Origin of the sequence: Neisseria sp. 83E34, from assembly GCF_001308015.1 — a bacterium.
Taxonomy (GTDB): Bacteria; Pseudomonadota; Gammaproteobacteria; order Burkholderiales; family Neisseriaceae; genus Neisseria.
Genome location: NZ_LGYH01000007.1, coordinates 67,090 through 87,493 on the forward strand (window position 1 = coordinate 67,090; position 20,404 = coordinate 87,493).

24 protein-coding genes are annotated in these 20,404 nt (G+C 51.0%); 14 read left to right on the top strand and 10 right to left on the bottom strand.

The genetic code is table 11. The features are described from left to right. Positions 1 to 111: 111 nt before the first annotated feature. Together AKG09_RS08220 and AKG09_RS08225 are read right to left on the bottom strand one after the other, a co-directional pair. Positions 112 to 597, bottom strand: coding sequence for a DUF302 domain-containing protein (locus tag AKG09_RS08220; protein ID WP_054619040.1), 486 nt, complete (start codon positions 595 to 597; stop codon positions 112 to 114). Between the two features lie 59 nt (positions 598 to 656). After that, positions 657 to 1,022 (bottom strand): rhodanese-like domain-containing protein, encoded by a 366-nt coding sequence (locus AKG09_RS08225; protein ID WP_054618967.1) that lies wholly within the window; start codon positions 1,020 to 1,022, stop codon positions 657 to 659. A 204-nt stretch (positions 1,023 to 1,226) separates the two neighbouring features. Between AKG09_RS08225 and sstT the strand changes: the two genes are divergently transcribed. The 4 genes from sstT to AKG09_RS08245 all read left to right on the top strand — a co-directional run bounded on the left by sstT (position 1,227) and on the right by AKG09_RS08245 (position 6,492). Continuing rightward, positions 1,227 to 2,474, top strand: coding sequence for a serine/threonine transporter SstT (sstT, locus tag AKG09_RS08230; protein WP_054618968.1), 1,248 nt, complete (start codon positions 1,227 to 1,229; stop codon positions 2,472 to 2,474). 398 nt (positions 2,475 to 2,872) lie between these two features. After that, positions 2,873 to 3,829: an L-lactate dehydrogenase gene (locus AKG09_RS08235; RefSeq protein ID WP_082391900.1), complete on the top strand. Its 957-nt coding sequence runs from the start codon at positions 2,873 to 2,875 to the stop codon at positions 3,827 to 3,829. Between the two features lie 162 nt (positions 3,830 to 3,991). Then, positions 3,992 to 5,578 carry an L-lactate permease gene (locus AKG09_RS08240; RefSeq protein ID WP_054618969.1) on the top strand — a complete coding sequence of 529 codons (1,587 nt, stop codon included), beginning with the start codon at positions 3,992 to 3,994 and terminating at the stop codon, positions 5,576 to 5,578. Positions 5,579 to 5,793: 215 nt separating this feature from the next. Beyond that, positions 5,794 to 6,492 (top strand): hypothetical protein, encoded by a 699-nt coding sequence (locus AKG09_RS08245; protein ID WP_054618970.1) that lies wholly within the window; start codon positions 5,794 to 5,796, stop codon positions 6,490 to 6,492. A 142-nt stretch (positions 6,493 to 6,634) separates the two neighbouring features. Here AKG09_RS08245 and AKG09_RS08250 read toward each other — a convergent pair whose 3' ends face one another. The 4 genes from AKG09_RS08250 to hemL form a co-directional block, all read right to left on the bottom strand. Continuing rightward, a complete protein-coding gene (locus AKG09_RS08250) occupies positions 6,635 to 6,871 on the bottom strand; it encodes a TM2 domain-containing protein (protein WP_009115214.1) in 237 nt (78 codons plus the stop codon). A gap of 234 nt (positions 6,872 to 7,105) precedes the next feature. Beyond that, positions 7,106 to 7,678, bottom strand: a complete 573-nt coding sequence (locus AKG09_RS08255; protein WP_369814090.1) for a 5-formyltetrahydrofolate cyclo-ligase — start codon at positions 7,676 to 7,678, stop codon at positions 7,106 to 7,108. Positions 7,679 to 8,168: 490 nt separating this feature from the next. Further along, on the bottom strand, positions 8,169 to 9,347 hold the full coding sequence (locus tag AKG09_RS08260) for a phosphoglycerate kinase (RefSeq protein WP_054618972.1): 1,179 nt from the start codon (positions 9,345 to 9,347) through the stop codon (positions 8,169 to 8,171). 182 nt (positions 9,348 to 9,529) lie between these two features. Next, positions 9,530 to 10,813, bottom strand: coding sequence for a glutamate-1-semialdehyde 2,1-aminomutase (hemL, locus tag AKG09_RS08265; RefSeq protein ID WP_054618973.1), 1,284 nt, complete (start codon positions 10,811 to 10,813; stop codon positions 9,530 to 9,532). A 192-nt stretch (positions 10,814 to 11,005) separates the two neighbouring features. Between hemL and AKG09_RS08270 the strand changes: the two genes are divergently transcribed. Together AKG09_RS08270 and AKG09_RS08275 are read left to right on the top strand one after the other, a co-directional pair. Then, positions 11,006 to 11,719, top strand: a complete 714-nt coding sequence (locus AKG09_RS08270) for an AzlC family ABC transporter permease (RefSeq protein ID WP_054618974.1) — start codon at positions 11,006 to 11,008, stop codon at positions 11,717 to 11,719. Further along, positions 11,716 to 12,015 (top strand): AzlD family protein, encoded by a 300-nt coding sequence (locus AKG09_RS08275; RefSeq protein ID WP_054618975.1) that lies wholly within the window; start codon positions 11,716 to 11,718, stop codon positions 12,013 to 12,015. Before AKG09_RS08270 ends, AKG09_RS08275 begins: the two co-directional genes overlap by 4 nt. Before the next feature lie 50 nt (positions 12,016 to 12,065). On the opposite strand, the gene lysS is transcribed toward AKG09_RS08275, so the two are convergent. Continuing rightward, entirely contained in the window at positions 12,066 to 13,580 is a 1,515-nt protein-coding gene (gene lysS, locus AKG09_RS08280) for a lysine--tRNA ligase (protein WP_054618976.1), read from the bottom strand. 176 nt (positions 13,581 to 13,756) lie between these two features. Beyond that, positions 13,757 to 14,233, bottom strand: a complete 477-nt coding sequence (locus AKG09_RS08285; RefSeq protein ID WP_054618977.1) for a TlpA disulfide reductase family protein — start codon at positions 14,231 to 14,233, stop codon at positions 13,757 to 13,759. Positions 14,234 to 14,376: 143 nt separating this feature from the next. Between AKG09_RS08285 and arsC the strand changes: the two genes are divergently transcribed. Both arsC and AKG09_RS08295 read left to right on the top strand, forming a co-directional pair. Further along, positions 14,377 to 14,733: an arsenate reductase (glutaredoxin) gene (gene arsC / locus AKG09_RS08290; protein ID WP_054618978.1), complete on the top strand. Its 357-nt coding sequence runs from the start codon at positions 14,377 to 14,379 to the stop codon at positions 14,731 to 14,733. 9 nt (positions 14,734 to 14,742) lie between these two features. After that, positions 14,743 to 15,390 carry a YdcF family protein gene (locus AKG09_RS08295; protein WP_054618979.1) on the top strand — a complete coding sequence of 216 codons (648 nt, stop codon included), beginning with the start codon at positions 14,743 to 14,745 and terminating at the stop codon, positions 15,388 to 15,390. Between the two features lie 78 nt (positions 15,391 to 15,468). Here the strand turns inward: AKG09_RS08295 and AKG09_RS08300 are convergent, their stop codons facing one another. Then, on the bottom strand, positions 15,469 to 15,762 hold the full coding sequence (locus AKG09_RS08300; protein WP_054618980.1) for a hypothetical protein: 294 nt from the start codon (positions 15,760 to 15,762) through the stop codon (positions 15,469 to 15,471). Positions 15,763 to 15,888: 126 nt separating this feature from the next. Here AKG09_RS08300 and AKG09_RS08305 point away from each other — a divergent pair, with 126 nt between their 5' ends. Both AKG09_RS08305 and AKG09_RS08310 read left to right on the top strand, forming a co-directional pair. Continuing rightward, positions 15,889 to 16,308 (top strand): CopD family protein, encoded by a 420-nt coding sequence (locus AKG09_RS08305; RefSeq protein WP_054619042.1) that lies wholly within the window; start codon positions 15,889 to 15,891, stop codon positions 16,306 to 16,308. Positions 16,309 to 16,332: 24 nt separating this feature from the next. Further along, on the top strand, positions 16,333 to 16,800 hold the full coding sequence (locus tag AKG09_RS08310) for a CYTH domain-containing protein (RefSeq protein WP_054618981.1): 468 nt from the start codon (positions 16,333 to 16,335) through the stop codon (positions 16,798 to 16,800). 171 nt (positions 16,801 to 16,971) lie between these two features. Here the strand turns inward: AKG09_RS08310 and AKG09_RS08315 are convergent, their stop codons facing one another. Further along, positions 16,972 to 17,865 carry a LysR family transcriptional regulator gene (locus tag AKG09_RS08315; RefSeq protein ID WP_054618982.1) on the bottom strand — a complete coding sequence of 298 codons (894 nt, stop codon included), beginning with the start codon at positions 17,863 to 17,865 and terminating at the stop codon, positions 16,972 to 16,974. A 101-nt stretch (positions 17,866 to 17,966) separates the two neighbouring features. On the opposite strand from AKG09_RS08315, the gene AKG09_RS08320 reads away from it, so the two are divergent. From AKG09_RS08320 to AKG09_RS08335, 4 genes are all read left to right on the top strand, one after another. Beyond that, positions 17,967 to 18,377, top strand: coding sequence for a DoxX family protein (locus tag AKG09_RS08320; protein WP_054618983.1), 411 nt, complete (start codon positions 17,967 to 17,969; stop codon positions 18,375 to 18,377). A 57-nt stretch (positions 18,378 to 18,434) separates the two neighbouring features. Next, positions 18,435 to 19,040 (top strand): nitroreductase family protein, encoded by a 606-nt coding sequence (locus tag AKG09_RS08325; RefSeq protein WP_054618984.1) that lies wholly within the window; start codon positions 18,435 to 18,437, stop codon positions 19,038 to 19,040. 136 nt (positions 19,041 to 19,176) lie between these two features. Then, positions 19,177 to 19,962: a 4,5-DOPA dioxygenase extradiol gene (gene ygiD / locus AKG09_RS08330; protein ID WP_054619043.1), complete on the top strand. Its 786-nt coding sequence runs from the start codon at positions 19,177 to 19,179 to the stop codon at positions 19,960 to 19,962. Positions 19,963 to 20,054: 92 nt separating this feature from the next. Then, a complete protein-coding gene (locus tag AKG09_RS08335; RefSeq protein WP_054618985.1) occupies positions 20,055 to 20,399 on the top strand; it encodes a cupin domain-containing protein in 345 nt (114 codons plus the stop codon). The last annotated feature ends 5 nt before the right edge of the window (positions 20,400 to 20,404 follow it).

Genomic DNA, 20,404 nt, shown 5'->3' on the forward strand with positions numbered 1-20,404 from the left:
CCCGGCGCTTTCAGACAGGCATATGTTTCATACAAATTGTTTTTGGAGAATATTGACAGGAAAATCATGCCTGCCTGAATTTTTTCAGACAGGCATTGCTGCTTGACCCGATTATTCCGTTACCGTTTTGGCAATCAGTTTTTCGGCGTTAGCAAGAGTGTTTTCAACATCTTGGTAATGGATTTTACTGCCCTCGATTAAAGCCCGGGTGTCGTTATAGACCACTTTTACCGCGCCGTCCGTTTCGGTAACCAACACGCGCAACGGCAATTGCAATGCAAACTCAGGATCTTTTACCATAAGGGGCGTGCCGGCTTTCGGTGTACCGAACACAATTACTTTTGCCGGCTGCATCTGCAGGCCGTTTTGTTGCGCTGCCGCTTGATGATCAATAACGGTAAAAATCTTCATTCCTTTAGATTTTATAGCCTGTTCGAGGCGGTTTACCGTTTCGTCAAAGCTGTATTTGCTGACCAGCGTGTGTGTGGTATTCATTGCTTGTTTGTGCTCGCTGTGATGTGCAGGATGTTGGGCTTTCGGCGAGAGTGTACAGGCGGACAGTGCGGCGGCTGCCGCCAGCAGGAAAATCGGTTTCATCAATTTCATCTTTGGTTCCTCTTGGTTAAATTAAAAGCAAACCCTCAAGGGCGTTACGATTAGCGGATACCTTGCCGACGCAAATCCTGATAACCGCCGTGATTGGTTATGTCGGTATAACCGAGCTCTTCTAATTGCTTTATGGCAATTCCAACGCGGCGGCCGCTGCGGCAATAAAGGTGGAGGGGCGCGTGTTTGTCGGGGCTGACGCTGTGAATCCGCTCGGTGATTTGGTCAACAGGGATATTGAGTGCGCCTTCTATATTGCCTGTTTTGAACTCTTTCGGCGTACGCACATCAATCCAGATGCCTTTTGCTTTGGCCGCCTGCCCGACCGGCACAACAGACGCTTGCGGCGTTTTGGCATGATTGCCGGCAGAAACCAGCAGGGCCGAAGCAGTTAAGATAACCCGTAGCAGCTTCAACGCTTGATCCTTAATGTATGTTTGAATATTTCAATAGTAAAACCAAAACGTTGGAAAATCAAAATGTGTTTGCGCTAAAACAGCCATGCCTGTCTGAAAAGTTTCAGACAGGCATGGGCATCGGGCATTTACTTTACGGATAATTATGTTTTATTTACAATGGCAACTTAATCTTTACATTCGTTATAATTATGAGGAGCGGTTATGGCTACCGGAAATCCTGTCATTGATGCTGTAAACCGCGTCAGCCTGGTTCAGCAGATTATCATCGGTTTGTTATTCGGCGTGGCTTTAGGCTATCTGGCCAACCCGGATGTCGGCATACTTCCTGTATCTGCAGTGCCTTTGCTGTCGCTTTTGGGCAGTATGTTTGTCGGTGCGCTCAAAGCAGTTGCACCGATTCTGGTGTTTGTGTTGGTAACTTCCGCCATTGCCAGCCACCAGAGAGGCCGCGAAGCACATATTAAACCGATTCTCCTGCTTTACATTATCGGCACCTTCAGCGCCGCGGCAATAGCAGTGGCCGCCAGTTTTTTGTTTCCGAGCGAAATCGCATTGGTGCAGCACGAAGTATCGAACACCCCACCTGCCGGTATCGGCGAGGTACTCAAAACCCTGCTGATGAATCTGGTGGCCAATCCGATTAATGCGATTGCCAATGCCAATTATGTAGGTATTCTGATGTGGGCATTGCTGCTGGGATTTGCCCTGCGTCACGCAGTTGACAGCACGCGCCTGATGATTGCCGATCTGGCTGCTGCCGTAGCCAAAATCGTAGGTTGGATTATCCGCTTCGCACCCTTGGGCATTTTCGGCCTGGTTGCCGAAATGGTTGCCACTTCCGGCATCTCCGGCTTACTCAGCTATTTCAAAGTGTTGGCTGTATTGGTGCTGTGTATGGTGTTTATCGCATTGGTGGTCAACCCGATTATCGTATGGTGGAAAATCCGTAAGAATCCCTATCCGCTGGTGTTTACCTGCCTGCGTGAAAGCGGCATTACCGCGTTCTTCACACGCTCTTCCGCTGCCAATATTCCGGTTAACATGGCTTTGTGCAAAAAATTGAATCTGCACGAAGACACTTATTCTGTGTCTATTCCCTTGGGCGCCACCATCAACATGGCTGGCGCAGCGATTACGATTACGGTGCTCTCGCTGGCTGCGGCATACACCGAAGGCGTTCAGGTCGACTTTATGACCGCCCTCTTGTTAAGCCTGGTTGCCACCATCAGTGCGTGCGGCGCTTCCGGTGTGGCAGGGGGCTCTCTGCTTCTGATTCCACTGGCATGCAACCTATTAGGTATTTCCAACGATGTCGCGATGCAGGTTGTAGGCGTAGGCTTTGCTATCGGCGTGGTACAGGATTCTTGCGAAACCGCATTGAATTCTTCTACCGACGTGCTCTTCACTGCCGCCGCCGACATGGGCCGCCAGCGCACCGGCCATCTCTGATAGAGATTTGAAGATTCAGTTTCATAGTTATATGGCAAAATCAAGCTAAAATCCGAACTAGTCTGCACAAATGCCTGTCTGAATAAGTTTCAGACAGGCATTTGTAATTTTTACAAATCAAACACTTAAATTCAACACTATAATTTTATGGCTGAGAAACTTAATAACCATACAATATTACCCAGCCTGATTTACCACACCAACCACACTGCTTCCAGCCTCCTGATTTTTCATAATAATTAGACTCCACCATCACAAACCAGCTCCCAACCATTGCCTGAATCTCTATTTTTTGCCATTTCTTGACCGACATCAATACAGAAAATGGTATTTTGTTACAAATAATTGTAATATAGTTTCATCAAATTCTTTATTACGTTTATTTAAGGAGCAGCAAAATGATTCGGAAAACAGGCAGCAAAGTTGTGATTATCGGCACGGGTGCCGTGGGCATCAGCTATGCCTTTGCCATGCTTAATCAAGGCAATTGTGATGAGCTTGTGCTGATCGACTTAAACGAAAAACGTGCACATGCGGAAGTGCGCGATTTACGCCACGGCGTACTGTATGCGCCCACACCGATGAAAGTAACACAAGGCACGTATGCCGATTGTGCAGATGCGGATATTGTGTGCATCTGTGCCGGCGTGCCTCAACGCCCGGGCGAAACCCGTTTGGATTTGATTGATAACAACCTGAAAGTATTCCACAGCATCGTGGGTGAAGTGATGAATGTCGGTTTCGACGGCATTTTCTTGGTAGCCACCAACCCGGTAGACGTACTCTCGTATGCCACTTGGAAATTCTCCGGCCTGCCCAAAGAACGCGTGATTGGTTCGGGCACCATTTTGGATACCGCCCGCTTGTGCAACTGCTTGGGCAAAGCTTTCGGTGTGGCGCCCATCAGCGTGGATGCCCACATGATTGGCGAGCACGGCGACAGCGTGATTGCTGCCTGGAGCACCGCCAATATTGCCGGGATGTCACTGCAAGAAGCATTGAAAAAACAGCCCGACGGAGAGGCTCGTATGGCAAAAATCCATGCCGACGTACGTGATGCGGCTTATTCCATCATCGAAGGCAAAGGCGCCACTTACTACGGCATTGCGATGGGTTTGGCCCGTATTACCAAAGCGATTCTGCACAATCAAAATGTGGTGCTAACCATTTCCGCCCTACTGGAAGGCGAATACGGCGAACATGGTGTTTATATCGGTGTGCCTGCTGTTATCAACAGCCAAGGTATTGTCCGCGTGATTGAAAAACCGCTCGATGAAACAGAAGCAGTTCAATTTACAAAATCCGCCAATATTCTGCGTGATTATCAGCAAAAAGTCGGTGAGTATTTGAAGTAATCAAACCGTTGTAAGCTGTGAAATCAAACCCATACAAGGCGGCCGTACTGCAAAACAATATTTGCATAAAAATCGCGCCGCCTGACATATAAGGCTTCCCGGTAGTTTAGCCGTCGTATTTTGCATGGCTCGTTTCGCTTCATTTAATTAAGGAAGATAAACATGTTTTCCCCCACATTCGACCCCCTAGGCAACATCTGGCTTTCCGCCGCTGTTGCTTCCGCTCCTATCATCCTTTTCCTGCTCAGCCTGACCGTGTTGAAAATGAAAGGTATCCATGCCGCCCTGCTTACGCTGGTGGTTACTTTGGTTCTTTCGTTTTTTCCGTTCGCCCTGCCTGCCGATGTTGCGCTGGCCTCGGTCGTACAAGGGATTGTGCAAGGGATGTGGCCTATCGGCTATATCATCATCATGGCGGTTTGGCTCTATAAACTCACGGTAGCCTCAGGTAAATTTGAAGTCATCAAAGGCAGCTTGGCCATGATTTCGCCCGACCAGCGTATCCAGCTTCTGCTGATTGCTTTCTGCTTCGGCGCGTTTCTCGAAGGCGCAGCAGGTTTCGGCGTGCCTATTGCCATTTGCGGCGTGATGCTGGCAGCATTGGGCTTTAATCCTTTACAAGCGGCAATGCTGTGCTTGATTGCCAACGCAGCTTCCGGCGCGTTCGGAGCCATCGGTATTCCGGTTGCCATTATCGACACTTTCCATTTGGAAGGCGTAACCGCGATGGATGTTTCCAAGGCCACCAATACCACGCTGCCTTTTATCGCGGCAAGCGTGCCGTTTTTGTTGGTATGGATTATCGACGGCTTCAAAGGCATTAAGGAAACGCTGCCTGCACTGCTGGTCACTTCCGGTGTGTTTACTTCATGCCAGATGGCTGTAACGTATTTTGTCGGCCCCGAATTGGCCGATATCCTGCCGCCTTTGTTGTCTTTAATCGCATTGGCCGCACTGTCAACCAAATGGCAACCGAAAAACATCTTCCGCATCTCACCGGAAGACGAAGAAGAAACCGCCCGCCATTCGTTTAGCGCCATCATTTCGGCTTGGTCGCCGTTTTATATCCTCAGTGCATTCGTGATCGTGTGGAGCATGCCGTTTTTCAAAGCCTTGTTCAAAGCCGATGCACCTCTGGCTTTTACCAACCTGAATTGGACACTGGCTGCCGCCGGTGATCAAAAAATCACGGTCGGCTTAGGTTTGATCAACTCAACCGGCACCGCAATTTTACTGGCCGTGCTTGCCACTATTCTGGTTTCCGGCAAATCGCTGGGCGTGGCGCGCGCAGTAAGCGACCTGAAGAAAACCTGCAAGGAATTATGGCTTTCCATCGCCACCATCTGCTTCATTCTTGCCATTGCCAAGCTCACTACCTACACCGGCATGACTAAAGCATTGGCAGAAGCCGTTGCCGTAACCGGCGGCGTATTCCCGCTGCTCTCGCCCGTGTTAGGTTGGATCGGCGTATTTATGACCGGATCAGTTGTCAACAACAACACCTTGTTCGCACCGGTGCAATCCATTGTTGCGCAACACTTAAGCATCGATCCCGCCCTGCTGGTGCAAGCCAATACCGCAGGCGGTACGATGGCGAAGCTGGTATCACCACAATCCATTGCCATCGCCACGGCTGCCGTGGGGAAAGCGGGTCAAGAATCCGCTCTGCTGAAAATGACCTTAAAATACAGTATCGGGCTATTGGTATTCGTGTGTATCTGGACATTCGTTTTGGCTTCTTTACTCTAAGCCATAATAAAAACAATGCCTGTCTGAAAAATTCAGACAGGCATTGTTCTTAATTCAAGAAACAAATATAACCAATCAAATTACATCAACACAAAAGTGCAAACCGCATAAACCTGTTTATTTTTTTAAGCTTTCCGGTTATAGATAAAACCCAAATTTACACAGGATTTCGCTATAATCCCCGAAAATTTAACCCTGATAAACCACACAATCTAATGAAAAAAATCCTTTTTCTTTCCACCGGCCTGTTGGGCCTGCTGTTGAGCCAGCAAACTCTGGCGCGAACCAACTACATCTGCCAGCTAAACGGTAAAGCCGTCTACACCACACAAAGAATCAACAACACCTGCCAAGTATCAGAAATGAACGGCATCTCCGAAGAAACCGTATCGGTAGAGCGCACCTCCACCCCCAGCATGGCAGAAATCATGGGCAAAACCCCTGCCACCATTGCATTGAATACCCAAGTAGAACTTTACGGCGAGCCCTCTTTCAATTTCGCCAACATCAGCGAAACCGACAAAATCGCCCAAATCTGGGAAAAAGAACAATTCGGTTCTTACGACGACATCAAAATCATGCCGCGAGCCGACATTGAAAAACCGGCCGACATGAACGTAAAAATCCGCAACCAACCAATCGATAAAAGCAAAACCCCTGCTTCGCGCTCCGTGCAAGCCAATACCCGTATGCCGGCAAACTACAAACCCCTTCCGCCGCCCAAACCCAAGCTGACCCGCAAGCAGATTCTCCAACGCGAAATTGCCAGCGAGCAGGCCGCACTCATCAGAGCACAAGCCCAACTCGAACGCGCGCGCAAGTCCGGTGGCGACACTTCCGGATTGGAGCAAACGGTTCGCGACCGCCAAGCCAACGTGCGTGCCATTCAAAATGAATTGAAGCGCCAAAGATAAGGCTGCTCTTCCCATAGCAAATGCCTGTCTGAAACTTTTTTCAGACAGGCATTGTTTATCAGTATAGTGAGTCAACTTCAAATAATGATTTAAGCGTTCGATTTTTTTAAGTTGATTCACTATCAACCGTATCCAATCAGATTCAAACCACAATTGCTCCGAAAGAATCCGTCGGCTTAAACGCAGCCAGAATACCTTCGATGATGCCGATAACAGTGGGAATAAACGTCCAGCTCAACAAAAAATAAAGTATGCCCATCCACACACGGCCGGCGCAGAACTTATGCACGCCGAACGTGCCGAACAAAAGCGCCATTGCCACATACAGGGCTTTATTGCAAGTGTGGGGATAAGTTGCGGCGTAAGAAACCGTTTGCATGGTTGGATTTCCTTTTCAAATACATTCATAAAGGGCTATAACCGAAAAACTTAATCATTAGTCAAGCATAGGCTATGATGGCCCGTCCGGCTTCCAATATTCCGTCTATCTCGCAGATTTAAAGAGTTTTTTCAGTAAAGAAAAGCAAATACAGCAAAATGCCTGTCTGAAAACAAGCAACTCAATTTTCCATGAGGCCTGAAGCTGTTTTCAGACAGGCATTCTGAAGTCTTTTTAAAACCAAACAATACCGTTTTCAGACACAAAGCCGTCCAAGCGCATATCATGTACTTCACACGGCAATGTCTGCACCATTTGGCAAGCAAAGCCCGCACCGATTTTCAGAGGCTTGCCAAAACGCGCGCGCGCCAGCGAAGCATCATAAAACCCGCCGCCCTGCCCCAAACGGTAGCCTTGCTCATCCACGCCCACCAACGGCAGCAACATAATATCCATCCGTTCGGCGCGCACTTTTCTGCCTGAAAACTGGGGAATATCCAAACGGCCTTTGCGGTTGCGTTCGGGCGCCAATCCGACATGGTAAGGAGTAAACCAAAGCCGCAGGCTACGTTTTTCAATATAAGGCAAATAAACCCGCACACCTCGCTTGAACGCACTGCGGATTAGTTCATCCAACACCAGCTCGCTGCCCACCGGCCAATACGCCGCCATTTTTTTACCGCGTTTGAGCAGCTTTTTCATATTCCGATTGGCGGCGAGCGTGGCGCGGCGGCGTTCGCGGTCGGAAAGGCTTTTGCGTGCCCGCCGCAGCCGGCGGCGGATTTCATGTTTGCTATGCAGCATGATGGTTTCCTGATATTACCCGGTTTGGTGTTTATGCCTGTCTGAAAAAATATTTTCAGACAGGCATTTCTTTATTATTTATAGCAAATAAACTTAAAATTTGGTATGACGATGCGCGCCTTGAATTTCTGTCTTCCCGTTACTTAAGATTGCGCTTCATGGCCGCGCGGCCACTTACTTTCTTTGCTTCGCCAAAGAAAGTAAGCAAAGAAAGGCGACCGCGGTTGCCGGTTTGCTACGCAAACTGCCCTCACTGCGCAGGCTTTTCGGGGCGGCCGCTAGTCGCTACGCTCCGGGAGCGACCTTATTCCCCCGAAAAGCCCGCTCCGTTCGGCGGCGCCAGCGGACAGGCAGTAATAGCCAAGATTTGTTAATGATTTAAGCAATTGATTTTTTTAAATCAATTAACTATACTGATAAACAATGCCTGTCTGAAAAGGCTTTCAGACAGGCATTGTATATGTTGTTCCCGCCAAGCGGAAAACCGTTTGATTTAGCCTGCAAATTTTTCCAGCGCGGCTACGGCGGGCAATTCTTTGCCTTCCAAAAACTCAAGGAACGCGCCGCCGCCAGTGGAAATGTAGCTGATTTGGTCGGTGATGCCGAATTTGGCAATGGCCGCCAGAGTGTCGCCGCCGCCGGCAATCGAGAAAGCCGGGCTTTCGGCAATGGCTTTGGCCAACACTTCGGTGCCGCCTGCAAACTGGTCGAACTCAAACACGCCGACCGGGCCGTTCCACACCACGGTGCCGGCTTTTTTCAGCAAATCGGCCAATTGCCCGGCTGATTTCGGGCCGATGTCGAGAATCATCTCGTCGGCTGCCACTTCATCGATTGATTTCACGGTCGCTTCGGCATTTTCGGCAAATTCTTTGGCCACCACCACATCAACCGGCAGCGGCACGGCGCCGCCTTTGGCCGACATTTTTTCCATGATTTTTTTCGCTTCGTCCACCAAGTCGGCTTCCGCCAGCGACTTGCCGATGGGCTTGCCTTGCGCCAGCAAGAAAGTGTTGGCAATACCGCCGCCCACAATCAATTGATCCACTTTATCAGCCAGGCTTTCCAAAATGGTCAGCTTGGTGGACACTTTGCTGCCTGCCACAATGGCTACCATCGGGCGGGCGGGTTCTTTAAGGGCTTTACCCAAAGCGTCCAATTCTTCGGCCATCAAAATACCGGCACAGGAAAGCGGCGCGGCGGTGGCAACGGCTTCGGTGGAAGCTTGCGCACGGTGTGCGGTGCCGAATGCGTCGTTCACAAACACGTCGCACAATGAAGCATAGGCTTTACCGAGCTCGGCGGCATTTTTCTTCTCGCCTTTGTTGATGCGCACGTTTTGCAGCATGGCCACTTCGCCGGCAGCCAAATTGGGTTTGTTTTCCTGCCAATCGTTCAACACTTTCACTTCTTTGCCCAACAGGCTGCCCAAATGCGCTGCAACGGGTGCAACATCGTCTTCGGGGTTGAATTCGCCTTCTGTCGGGCGGCCGAGATGCGACATCACAATTACGGCAGCACCGTTGTCTAACGCGTATTTGATGGATGCCAGCGATGCGCGGATGCGGGTATCGTCGCTGATTTTGCCGTCTTTAAACGGCACGTTCATATCGGCGCGGATCAATACGGTTTTGCCTTGTACGTTTTGTTCGGTGAGTTTTAGAAATGCCATATTTTGATTCCTTAGTAGTCGGATTGGATTTATTAATGTGTTATGTGATTATGCTTGATTGGGCCCGGCCGGGTAAAGGCGGCTCGGCTGGGCGGTAGCGGAAAAAACTTGAATGCCTGTCTGAAACACGTTTCGGCTTTTCAGAAAGCCGCGTTACCCGCTTTCAGACAGGCATTCACCGCTTAAACCGACATGGCGGCAAACACTTTTCGGGCGGCGTTCACAGTTTCTTCAATCAATTCAGGCGTGTGCGCGGCAGACATAAAACAGGCTTCGTAAGCCGACGGGCCGAATGCCACGCCCTCTTCCAGCATACCGTGGAAAAAGCGTTTGAAATTATCGATATTTGAGGCCGTCATATCGGCGTAGGTTTCGGGCTTTTTCCCGGCGAAATACAGGCCGAACATGCCGCCCACCGAATCGGCGGTAAACACCGTGCCCGCCTCGCAAGCAGCTTCTGCAAGGCCGCTCACCAGCTGTTTGGTACGCTCGGTAAGGTTTTCATAAAAACCGGGGCGCTGAATAATCTCCAGCGTTTTCAAACCGGCCGCCACGGCAACGGGGTTGCCCGATAAAGTGCCCGCCTGATACACGCCGCCTAGAGGCGAAATGCAGGCCATGATTTCTTTTTTGCCGCCAAACGCCGCCAGCGGCATACCGCCGCCGATAACCTTGCCCATGGTGGTTAAATCGGGCGTGATGCCGTGCAGCGATTGCGCGCCGCCCAAAGCCACGCGGAAACCGGTCATCACTTCATCGTAAATCAGCACGCTGCCGTTTTCTTCGGTAATCCGGCGCAGGGTTTGCACGAATTCGCTGTTCGGTTTCACTAAATTCATATTGCCTGCAATCGGCTCGATAATCACACAGGCGATTTCGTGGCCGAACCCGGCAAACGCTTCTTTCAACGCTTCGGTATCGTTGTAAGGCAATACCACGGTATGCTTGGTGAAATCGGCAGGCACGCCGGCGGAGCTGGGGTTGCCGAACGTGAGCAGGCCCGAGCCGGCTTTGACCAAAAGGCTGTCTGAATGGCCGTGGTAGCAGCCTTCGAATTTCACGATTTTATCGCGGCCGGTATAGCCGCGCGCCAGGCGGATGGCGCTCATGGTGGCTTCCGTGCCCGAGCTCACCAAGCGCAGCTGCTCCACGCTCGGCAGGATTTTGGCGATTTCTTCTGCAATCACGATTTCCGCTTCGGTGGGCGCGCCGAACGACAAACCGTCTAAAGCCGCTTCGCGCACAGCCTCGAGCACTTCGGGATGCGCGTGCCCCACAATCGCCGGCCCCCATGAGCCGACATAATCGATATATTGCTTGCCGGCCGCGTCCCACACAAACGCACCCTGCGCTTTTTTAATAAAACGCGGCACGCCGCCGACGCTGCCGAATGCGCGCACAGGCGAGTTCACGCCGCCGGGAATGATGGCTTTGGCGCGGTTGAAAAGCTCTTCGTTGCGGTTCATAGGTTTATCCTTACCATAATCAAAACAAGTTTTCAGACAGGCATTGTCTGTTTGAAATGCAAAACAGAAAATTGGGATTTTAACAGATTCAATCCGCCCCCGCGCAGTACAAAAACGGCATTTTCTCGGGCTCTCACAATTGTATCCGTTATAATGGCGCATTTTCTTCAAATTGCCCCTCGAAAGCTTCCTATGGTTCCGCCCCAACCTTCCCCAAAATCCGAATTTATGCGCGGCGTGAAAGAAGTAACACCGGTATTGATCGGTATGCTGCCGTTTGCCCTGATATTAGGCGTGCAGGGCGCGAAAAAAGGGATGAGCGTTTTGGAAATGCCTTTGATGACCGGGCTGAACTTTGCCGGCGGTTCGGAATTTGCCGCTGTCGGGTTGTGGGGAGACCCGCTGCCGGTGCTGCTGATTATCGGCGTTACCTTTATGATCAATACGCGCCATATTTTGATGGGGGCGGCTCTGGCGCCTTATCTACGCCATCTGCCGATGAAAAGAGCCTTACCCGCTCTGTTTTTTATGACCGATGAAAGCTGGGCGCTGGGTATGGCCGATGCTTTGAAACGCAAGTCGCAAGGGCTGCCTGCGTTCAGCCTGCCTTATTACATGGGCACGGCACTGACTTTGTATGTGATGTGGGTATTGTTCACCGCATTGGGCACAGCCGTCGGCCCGCAATTCGGCAACGTGGAAGCCTGGGGCTTCGGCATGGCATTTCCGGCGGTGTTTCTGGTGTTGCTGCGCGGTATGTGGAAAGGCTTTAAAGCCGCCCTGCCCTGGCTCGTGAGCCTGATTGCGGCGGCTGCGGTTTATCTCATGGTTGACGGTGCGTGGTATGTGCCCGCCGGTGCGCTCGCCGGATTGGCTACAGCTTATCTGACTGGGGAAGACGCATGATCAGCTGGGCTTCTTTCCTAACGATTTTGGGTATGCTGGCCGCCACTTATTCCACCCGCCTAATCGGCTTTTTCGCCCTACGCAACCGCACACTCAGCAAACGTGCCGCAAGAGTAATGGAAGCGGCGCCCGGCTGCGTACTGATTGCCGTGATTGCGCCGCATTTTGTATCCGACAAACCGCACAAGTTGATTGCTCTGGCAATCACGCTGCTTGCCGCAAGCAAGCTTTCCATGTTGCCGACCGTATTGATTGCCGTGGCTTCGACAGGCATTTTGGGTTATGTGATAGGATAAAGAATGCCTGTCTGAAAAAGCTTTTCAGACAGGCATTTGGCTACCTTGATTTATTCAGGGCGCATTTGCGGGAACAGAATCACATCACGGATAGACAGCGCATCGGTAAGCAGCATCACCAAGCGATCCAGGCCGATACCGCTGCCGCCGGTGGGGGGCAGACCGTATTCCATGGCGCGGATGTAGTCGGCATCGTAGTGCATGGCTTCGTCGTCGCCGGCATCTTTTTGTGCCACTTGCGCTTTAAAGCGGGCGGCTTGGTCTTCGGGGTCATTCAGCTCCGAATAGCCGTTGGCCAACTCGCGGCCGACGATAAACAGCTCAAAACGGTCGGTCAGGCCGGGTTTGGTGTCGGATGCGCGTGCCAGCGGCGACACTTCCACAGGATAGTCGATGATAAACGTCGGGTTCCACAGTTTGCTTTCCGCACAGCCTTCAAACAAGGCCAGTTGCAGGCTGCCGATGCCGGGCGACGGCGGAATTTTTTCGCCGTGTTTCACGATTTCTTTTTTCAGCCACTCGGCATCGTTCAACTGCTCGTCGGTATATTGCGGGTTGTATTTTTTGATGGCTTCGAGAATAGTCAAACGCTCGAACGGGCTTTCCAAATCCACTTCTTTGCCGTTGTAGCTCACTTTGGCGGTGCCGCACACTTCTTTGGCGGCATGGCGGATCACGCCTTCGGTCATTTCCATCATGCGCTCGTAAGTGCAGAACGCTTCGTAGAATTCCATCATGGTAAATTCGGGGTTGTGGCGGGTGCTCATGCCTTCGTTGCGGAAACTGCGGTTGATTTCAAACACGCGTTCTAGGCCGCCCACAACCAAGCGTTTCAGATAAAGCTCGGGGGCGATGCGCAGGTAAAGCGGCATATCGAGCGCGTTGTGGTGGGTAACGAAGGGCTTGGCCGTGGCACCGCCGGGAATCGGGTGCATCATCGGGGTTTCCACTTCGAGATAACGCTCGTTGACCATATAATTGCGCACGGCTTGGATGATTTTGCTGCGTTTGATGAAGGTGTCGCGCGAATCTTGGTTGGTAATCAGGTCGGCGTAACGCTGGCGGTATTTCTGCTCTTGGTCGGTCAAGCCTTTGTGCTTGTCGGGCAGCGGGCGCAGCGATTTGGTAAGCAGATGCAGCTTGGATGCGCGCACGGTCAGCTCGCCGTGGTTGGTTTTGAACAGCGTGCCTTCCACGCCGATGATGTCGCCCAAATCCCAATGTTTGAAGGCGTTGTGCACGTCTTCGCCCACGCCTTGGTTGTTCACATACACTTGAATCTGGCCGCTCACGTCTTGGATGGTGGCGAAGCTGGCTTTGCCCATGGCACGTTGCAGCATCATGCGGCCGGCCACTTTGACGGGGATTTCCTGCGGATCAAGCTCGGCTTTTTCCAGCGAACCGTATTGCGCCTGCAAATCGCCGGCAAAAGCATCGCGCTTGTATTGGTTGGGGAAGGCAATGCCGTGTTTGCGGATTTCGTTTAATTTTTCGCGGCGCAGGGCGATGATTTGGTTTTCGTCTAATTGGGGTTCTTCGGTTTGGGGATTGTGTGGTTGACTCATTCTGCTTTTCCGAAAATTCAGGCAGTTACATACCGCCTGTTAATAAAATCAAACCGTGTATTTTACGCCGGTTCGGTGCGTTTTAAAAGCATATAGGCAGCATAAATGCCTGCCTGAACATGTTCAGACAGGCATTCTTAAAATATGGTTGTGATTTTTTAGGCCGAATCTTCTAATCAACCCAGCTTGCACTGTGCCCGCACAGCCTTTACCGCCGCATCCAGTTTAGCCGCATTCACTTCCCCGGCAATGTCTTGGCGCTTATCGCATTTATCGGCATAGACCACGGTATAAGGCACCCCGCCGAATTGATTGCCGAGTGTTTTCATAAACGCGCGGCTGTCGTTGCCGGAATAATGCCATATCGGATAAGCCACCGGCGTTTTCTGCAAAAATTGGCCGATGCTTTCGCGCTTGTCAATTGCCACACCAACCAGCGACACTTTTTTCTTATCCTGTTTTTGATACCATGCCGACATGGCCGGCATTTCTTTACGACAGGGTGCACACCATGTCGCCCAGATATTGACCACTTTAACCTGCCCCGGCAAAGCCTGGAAATTTTGCGGCTTGCTGCTTTTCCAGTCTTGCAGATCGGCAGCCGATACCTGCGCGGCGCACACGGCGGCCAACAGCATCATTAATTTTTTCATCATATATCCTTGTTAAACTGAATCCTGTTTATCAAGCGGGAGATTGCACGCGACAAAACATTAACGCTGGCATACAATAACGCAACCTGTAATGCCTGTCTGAAAACAGCTTGATTCTTGAAAAACAACTTTACCAAAAAACTATGGCAAACATCATTCTTTACCACAATCCCCGCTGCTCCAAATCGCGCGACGCACTCGCCCTTTTGGAAAGCCGCAACATTCAGGCCGAGGTTATCCGCTATTTGGACACGCCGCCCGACTTTGCCACTCTGAAGACCGTCTTCCAAAAGCTCGGGCTGGATTCTCCTCGCGGTATGATGCGCGTGAAAGACGAATTGTACAAAACCCTCGGGCTGGATAAAGCCGAACTCAGCAACGAGCAGCTTTTGCAAGCCATCGCCGAGCATCCTGCCCTGTTGGAGCGCCCGATTGCCGTTGTCGGCAACCGCGCTGCCATCGTCCGCCCATTAAATAATATCGAAGCGATTTTACCCTAAAAAATCTGCATGAACGCATTCAAAACCGGCAAAAGCCTGCTGCGCTATTTTTTCGTCGGCATATTCGCCAGCCTGATGCTGCCCATATTGCTGATGCTTTATTGCGCTTTTGATGTTTACCAAACAGGCAATGCCAAGCCCCAAACGATATACGCCGATGCCGCCGTGGTGCTCGGCGCCGCCGCCTGGGGCAAAAATCCTTCCCCCGTATTTCGCGAACGCATCAATCATGCCATCACGCTTTACCAGAGCCGGCGGGTAGAAAAGCTGATTTTCACCGGCGGTTCGCCGAAAGAAGGCTACATGACGGAAGCGGAAGTCGGCAGGCGGTATGCCTTGAAGCAAGGCGTGCCGAAAAAAGATATTTTGTTTGAAAACACTTCGCGCGATACATTTCAAAACCTGCAAAACATCCGCAAGCTCTTGCGCGACAACGATATCGACACCGTTATTCTCGTGAGCGACCCCTACCATCTGGCGCGCGCCCGCACAATGGCTCATGATTTGGGCATCAATGCCGCCACCTCCGCCACTCCGACCAGCCGCTTCACAGACAGCGAAAAGCGCCGCCGGTTTCTAATGCAGGAAACTTATGCGCTGTTTAATTACCGCTGGAACCATTGGAGCACGCGTGTTTTGAGCGCCCTGCATTTATAGCTATAAACAAACATACCTTAATAACAACCATGCCTGTCTGAAAATGTGTTTTCAGACAGGCATGGTTTATTGAGCCGTTTAACGTTTTTTCTTATTGGTATTTTTACTGCCTTTGGGCTTTTTTTCTGCCGCAGCCAAACGCTGCGCCACAAATTCAACCATCAAACCTTTCTTTTCCCAGAAAAAAGTTTCCATTTTCGACAGCGAATAAATTTTGCGCACCATGGCCGGCAAACCGGCATGAATAATGGCTGCCACTTCCTTATTGGTTTCCTCGGCATCCATCGCCTGTTGCAGGTCGATGCCTTTACCGTCAAGATATTCTTGCAGCGATTTTTTCACACCGCCGTGGATTTCAAATTGTCCGATCATTTCGTTTTCCTTCGTTTAGCGTAATCAATAATGCGGAGGGCATTCTAACAAACTTAACCGGCCGCCGTGGTGCTTACAACAAACTTTAACGATATAATGTTGTTTTCTTCCAATGCCTGTCTGAAAATGTATCTCTGGTTCAAATTCATCCATATCTTCTTCATTATTTCCTGGTTTGCCGGGCTGTTTTACCTCCCCCGCATTTATGTGAATCTGGCAATGGCGGCGCCGGAAAGTAACGAATATGGCCGGCTGATGGTCATGGCAGAAAAACTGTTTAAGTTCATGACACCCTTGGGCATAGGCGCCTTGCTTAGCGGCATCATTTTGCCTTTTACCGTTCATTGGTGGGGCAACGGCTGGGTACATGCGAAAACATCCGTCGGGCTTCTGCTGGCTGTGTACCATGTTTACTGCTGGGTGCTTTTGCGCGCCTTCCGCACCAAAGAAAACCGCCACAGTCATAAATGGTATCGCTTTTTCAATGAAATTCCCGTGATATTAATGATTGTCGCGCTTTATTTAGTGGTGTTCAAGCCTTTCTAACTGCCGATCCAAACAAGGAAAAACATGAATAATATCGAAACAGAGCGCCGCTTTTTGATTAAAAACGACCATTGGAAAGCCTCGGCCTCCGAACCGAAACTGATGAGCCAAGGCTATTTAAGCGTTGAAAAAGAACGCACAATCCGCGTGCGCATTATCGGAAATCAAGCATGGCTAACGCTGAAAGGTTATATTTCCGACGTTACCCGCAGCGAATTTGAATATGAAATTCCACTGGCCGACGCCCAAACGATGATGGATACAATGTGCCCCTTCAAACTGGAAAAATGCCGCCACGAAGTAGTATATGAAGGGTTTACTTTTGAGATAGACGAATATTTCGGAGAAAATGCCCCGCTGATTGTGGCCGAATTGGAGCTGCCTTCGGAAGAAACCCCTTTTCCCAAACCCGATTGGCTCGGTGAAGAAATCACATCTGACGGAAAATACACAAACGCTTATCTGAGCAAACATCCTTATTCGGAATGGTGAATCGACTTAAGAAAAAACACACGTCATACTCGGACTTAACCCGAGTATGACAACATTGTTACTATAAAACCAAGAGAATCCCTCACAAACAACTGGCCAATTGGTTCACAAATCTATTAAGAATATAAAACAGGTTGCACCCTATTTCCATTAAGCCTGCAAGCCCGGTTTTCAGACAGGCATCCCAACTTTCCCACTCAAAAAATCAATAAAACTTCTCACCTTAGCACTTAAAAACGTGCGGTCAACATAAGCGGCGTAGAGTTTCGAGGTAACGAAACGGTATTGCGGCAGCAGCCGCACGACTTTGCCGGTGGTCAAGTCTTCATCCACACACCATTCGGGCTGGAAACCGATGCCGCAACCCGCCCTAATCAGACTGCCGACCATGAGTGTGCTGTCGCTGTGTATGGTGGCATTTAATTCGAGCAGGCTGCGTTCGCCGCTGGGTTTATGTTGGATTTCGATGCGGCTCATATCGGTGTAGGAAGGCAAAACAGCGGTGTGTTGCGCTGCTTCTTCGGGAGTTTGCGGGACACCGTTGCGCCGCAGGTAATCCGACGAGGCAAGCAGAAGAAATTCAATATCGGCCAAGGGCTTGACAATCAGCGAGGGGTGGGGGGCTCTGGAAACGCGCAAGGCAAGGTCGAAGCCTTCGGCAATCAGGTCGGTGCGGCGGTTGGTGAGCACCAAATCAAGCGATACTTCGGGATAAAGCTGTTTGTATTCACTGATCCAGCGGCTGATGCGCGGGTTGGCAAACCATTGCGGCATGGTAATGCGCAGAATGCCTTGCGGCTTTTCGGTAACGCCGGCGGCTTTTTGGGCGGCGGTTTCGAGGGTTTCGAGGGCGTGGCAGCATTGACGGTAGTATGCTTCGCCTGTTTCGGTAAGGTGCAGGTTGCGGCTGTTGCGGTGCAGAAGTTTGGCCTGAAGGGTGTTTTCCAAGTGGCTCACATGCTTACTGGCCATGGCGTTGGAAATGCCGAGATGTTCGGCGGCGCGGGTAAAACTGCCTTTTTCAACCACTTGGCGGAAAACTTTCAGACTGAACAGGGTATCCATGATTTCTTGATAGGAAACGGTTATTCAATAAAACAAGTATATATCTACCAATAAGAAACTTCTATACTGCACACTGTTAATCAATAACCCGAGTAATTAAAATGACCGCTTCACACAACAACTTTGCCCGTTTCCAACCCATTTTACTGTCGGTGCTGCGCATCACTTCGGCCTATATGTTCATGCTGCACGGCACGGCGAAACTGTTTGCGCTGCCGCATATCGAGCGTTTTGACGGCTTGCAGTTGATGTCGGTATTAGGCTTGGCCGGCGTGCTTGAAGTGTTCGGCGGCGCGTTGCTGCTGCTGGGTTTGTTTACCCGCCCTGTGGCGTTTGTGTTATCCGGCATGATGGCGGTGGCTTATTTTATGTTCCACGCTGCCAAAACACCTTTATTCCCGCTGATGAACAATGGCGAAGCGGCGGCGCTGTTCTGCTTTATTTTCCTGTATCTCTCAGTGGCCGGCGGCGGTGCTTGGGCGCTGGATAATCAATTGAACAAGAAGGCATAATGCCTGTCTGAACCCTCAGGCCTCCCGATATTTATTTCCCTGTCAAAGGAAAACATCATGACTTACCAAACAATCCAAAAAGCCGCGGCAACCCGCCGTTCTGTTTATGCCTTAAACAAAAACCTGCCCTTGCCTGCTACCGAGGTGATGGACATCATCCAACACGCCGTGCTGCACACGCCTTCTGCCTTCAACTCGCAATCTACCCGCGTGGTGGTGCTGTTCGGTGCGGATCACGAAAAACTGTGGCAGCTTACCGAAGAAACTTTGCGCGCCATCGTGCCCGCCGAAAAATTCGAACCGACCAAGCAAAAGCTGGATGGTTTTAAAGCCGCAGCCGGTTCGGTGCTGTTTTTCGAAGACCAAAACGTAGTAAAAGGCTTGCAGGAACGCTTCCCCGGCTATGCCGACAATTTCCCCGTTTGGTCGGAGCACACCGACGCCATGCACCAATATGCCGTGTGGACCACGCTGGCCGCAGCCGGTATCGGCGCCAACCTGCAACACTATAACCCGCTGATTGACCACGCCGTTGCCCGAGAATGGTCGATTCCCGCCAGCTGGACATTGCGCGCGCAAATGGTGTTCGGCGGCATTGAAACGCCCGCCGGTGAAAAAACGTTTGAACCGCTGGAAGGCCGTCTGAAAGTATTCGGCCTGTAAGCTGTTTGATTGATTATGCCTGTCTGAAAGCGAACGGCGTGAAGTTCTGAAAAACCTGAACCCGATCCGTTTCAGACAGGCATAGTTATTGCAAAATAAACTGAAAACTGCTTCCAAACATTTTTCAGACCGCCTTATGAACAAAACACCCGCCCTATTTCTCGGCCACGGCAGCCCGATGAATACCATCGAAGCCGATAACCCGTTTAACCGGGGCTTCCGGCAAGCAGCTGAGAAGTTTCCCAAGCCCCGTGCCATATTGATGATTTCCGCCCATTGGTACAGCGACGCCCTGCAAGTTTCCGGCAGCAATTCCCCGGGCATGATATATGATTTTTACGGTTTTCCCGAAGCCCTGAGCCAAGTGAAATACCCTGCCCCCGGCAGCCCCGAACTGGCCGCAGAAGTGCAGCGTTTGCTTGTGCCCGAGCCGGTATCCGCAGATAACGAGCGCGGATTCGACCACGGCACTTGGAGCGTACTCAAGCATCTTTACCCCGATGCCGATATTCCCGTGGTGCAACTGAGCCTTCATCGGCACCGACCCGCCGAATGGCATTTCGCGTTGGCACAAAAGCTCAAGCCCTTGCGCGAACAAGGCGTGTTGGTTGTAGGCAGCGGCAATATCGTCCACAACCTGCGCACCATCAGCTTTGCACATATAAACCAGCCGGGTGCGGCTTACGAATGGGCGGAAACTTTCCGCCGCGACATCAACCAAGCCATTTTGCATCACGACACCGAAACCCTGATCCACTACCCGCGCTTGGGCGAAGCGGCCGCATTATCCGTGCCCACGCCCGAACATTATCTGCCGCTGCTCTACATCACAGCGCTGCGGGGTGAAGATGACGAAGTACAGTTATTCAACGACGAAATCGTCGGCGGCTCGCTGAGCATGACTTCGGTGTTGATTCAATAAACGGTTTTAGTTGATTATTTTAATCAAAGATTTATATTTTCAGACAGCCTAAGCCTTTTAGGCCGTCTGAAAAAACCGCAGGAGGCCGCGTTGTGAATATCCCCGATATTATCCGTTTCGCCGATTATCTGGTCGAACGCCCCGCCGAATCCGTCCGCACGGTTTTGCATGAAGGGCGGCAAATGAATATGGTTTTGTGGCAGATTCCTCCGGGCAGCAAGCTGCCCGCCCACCGCCATCCGCAAGGGGAGGACATTTGGGTGGTTTTGCAGGGGCATGCCGAATTGCTGGATGATGCAAACAGCCGCCGGACAATCGGCGCAGGCGAAAGCATTGTGATTGACTCGGGCTTGATACACGGTGTGCAAAATACGGGCACTCAAGATTGCGTGCTGGTTTCCGTGGTTTATGCGGGTGCGGGATTCGAAGCGGTTTAAACAAA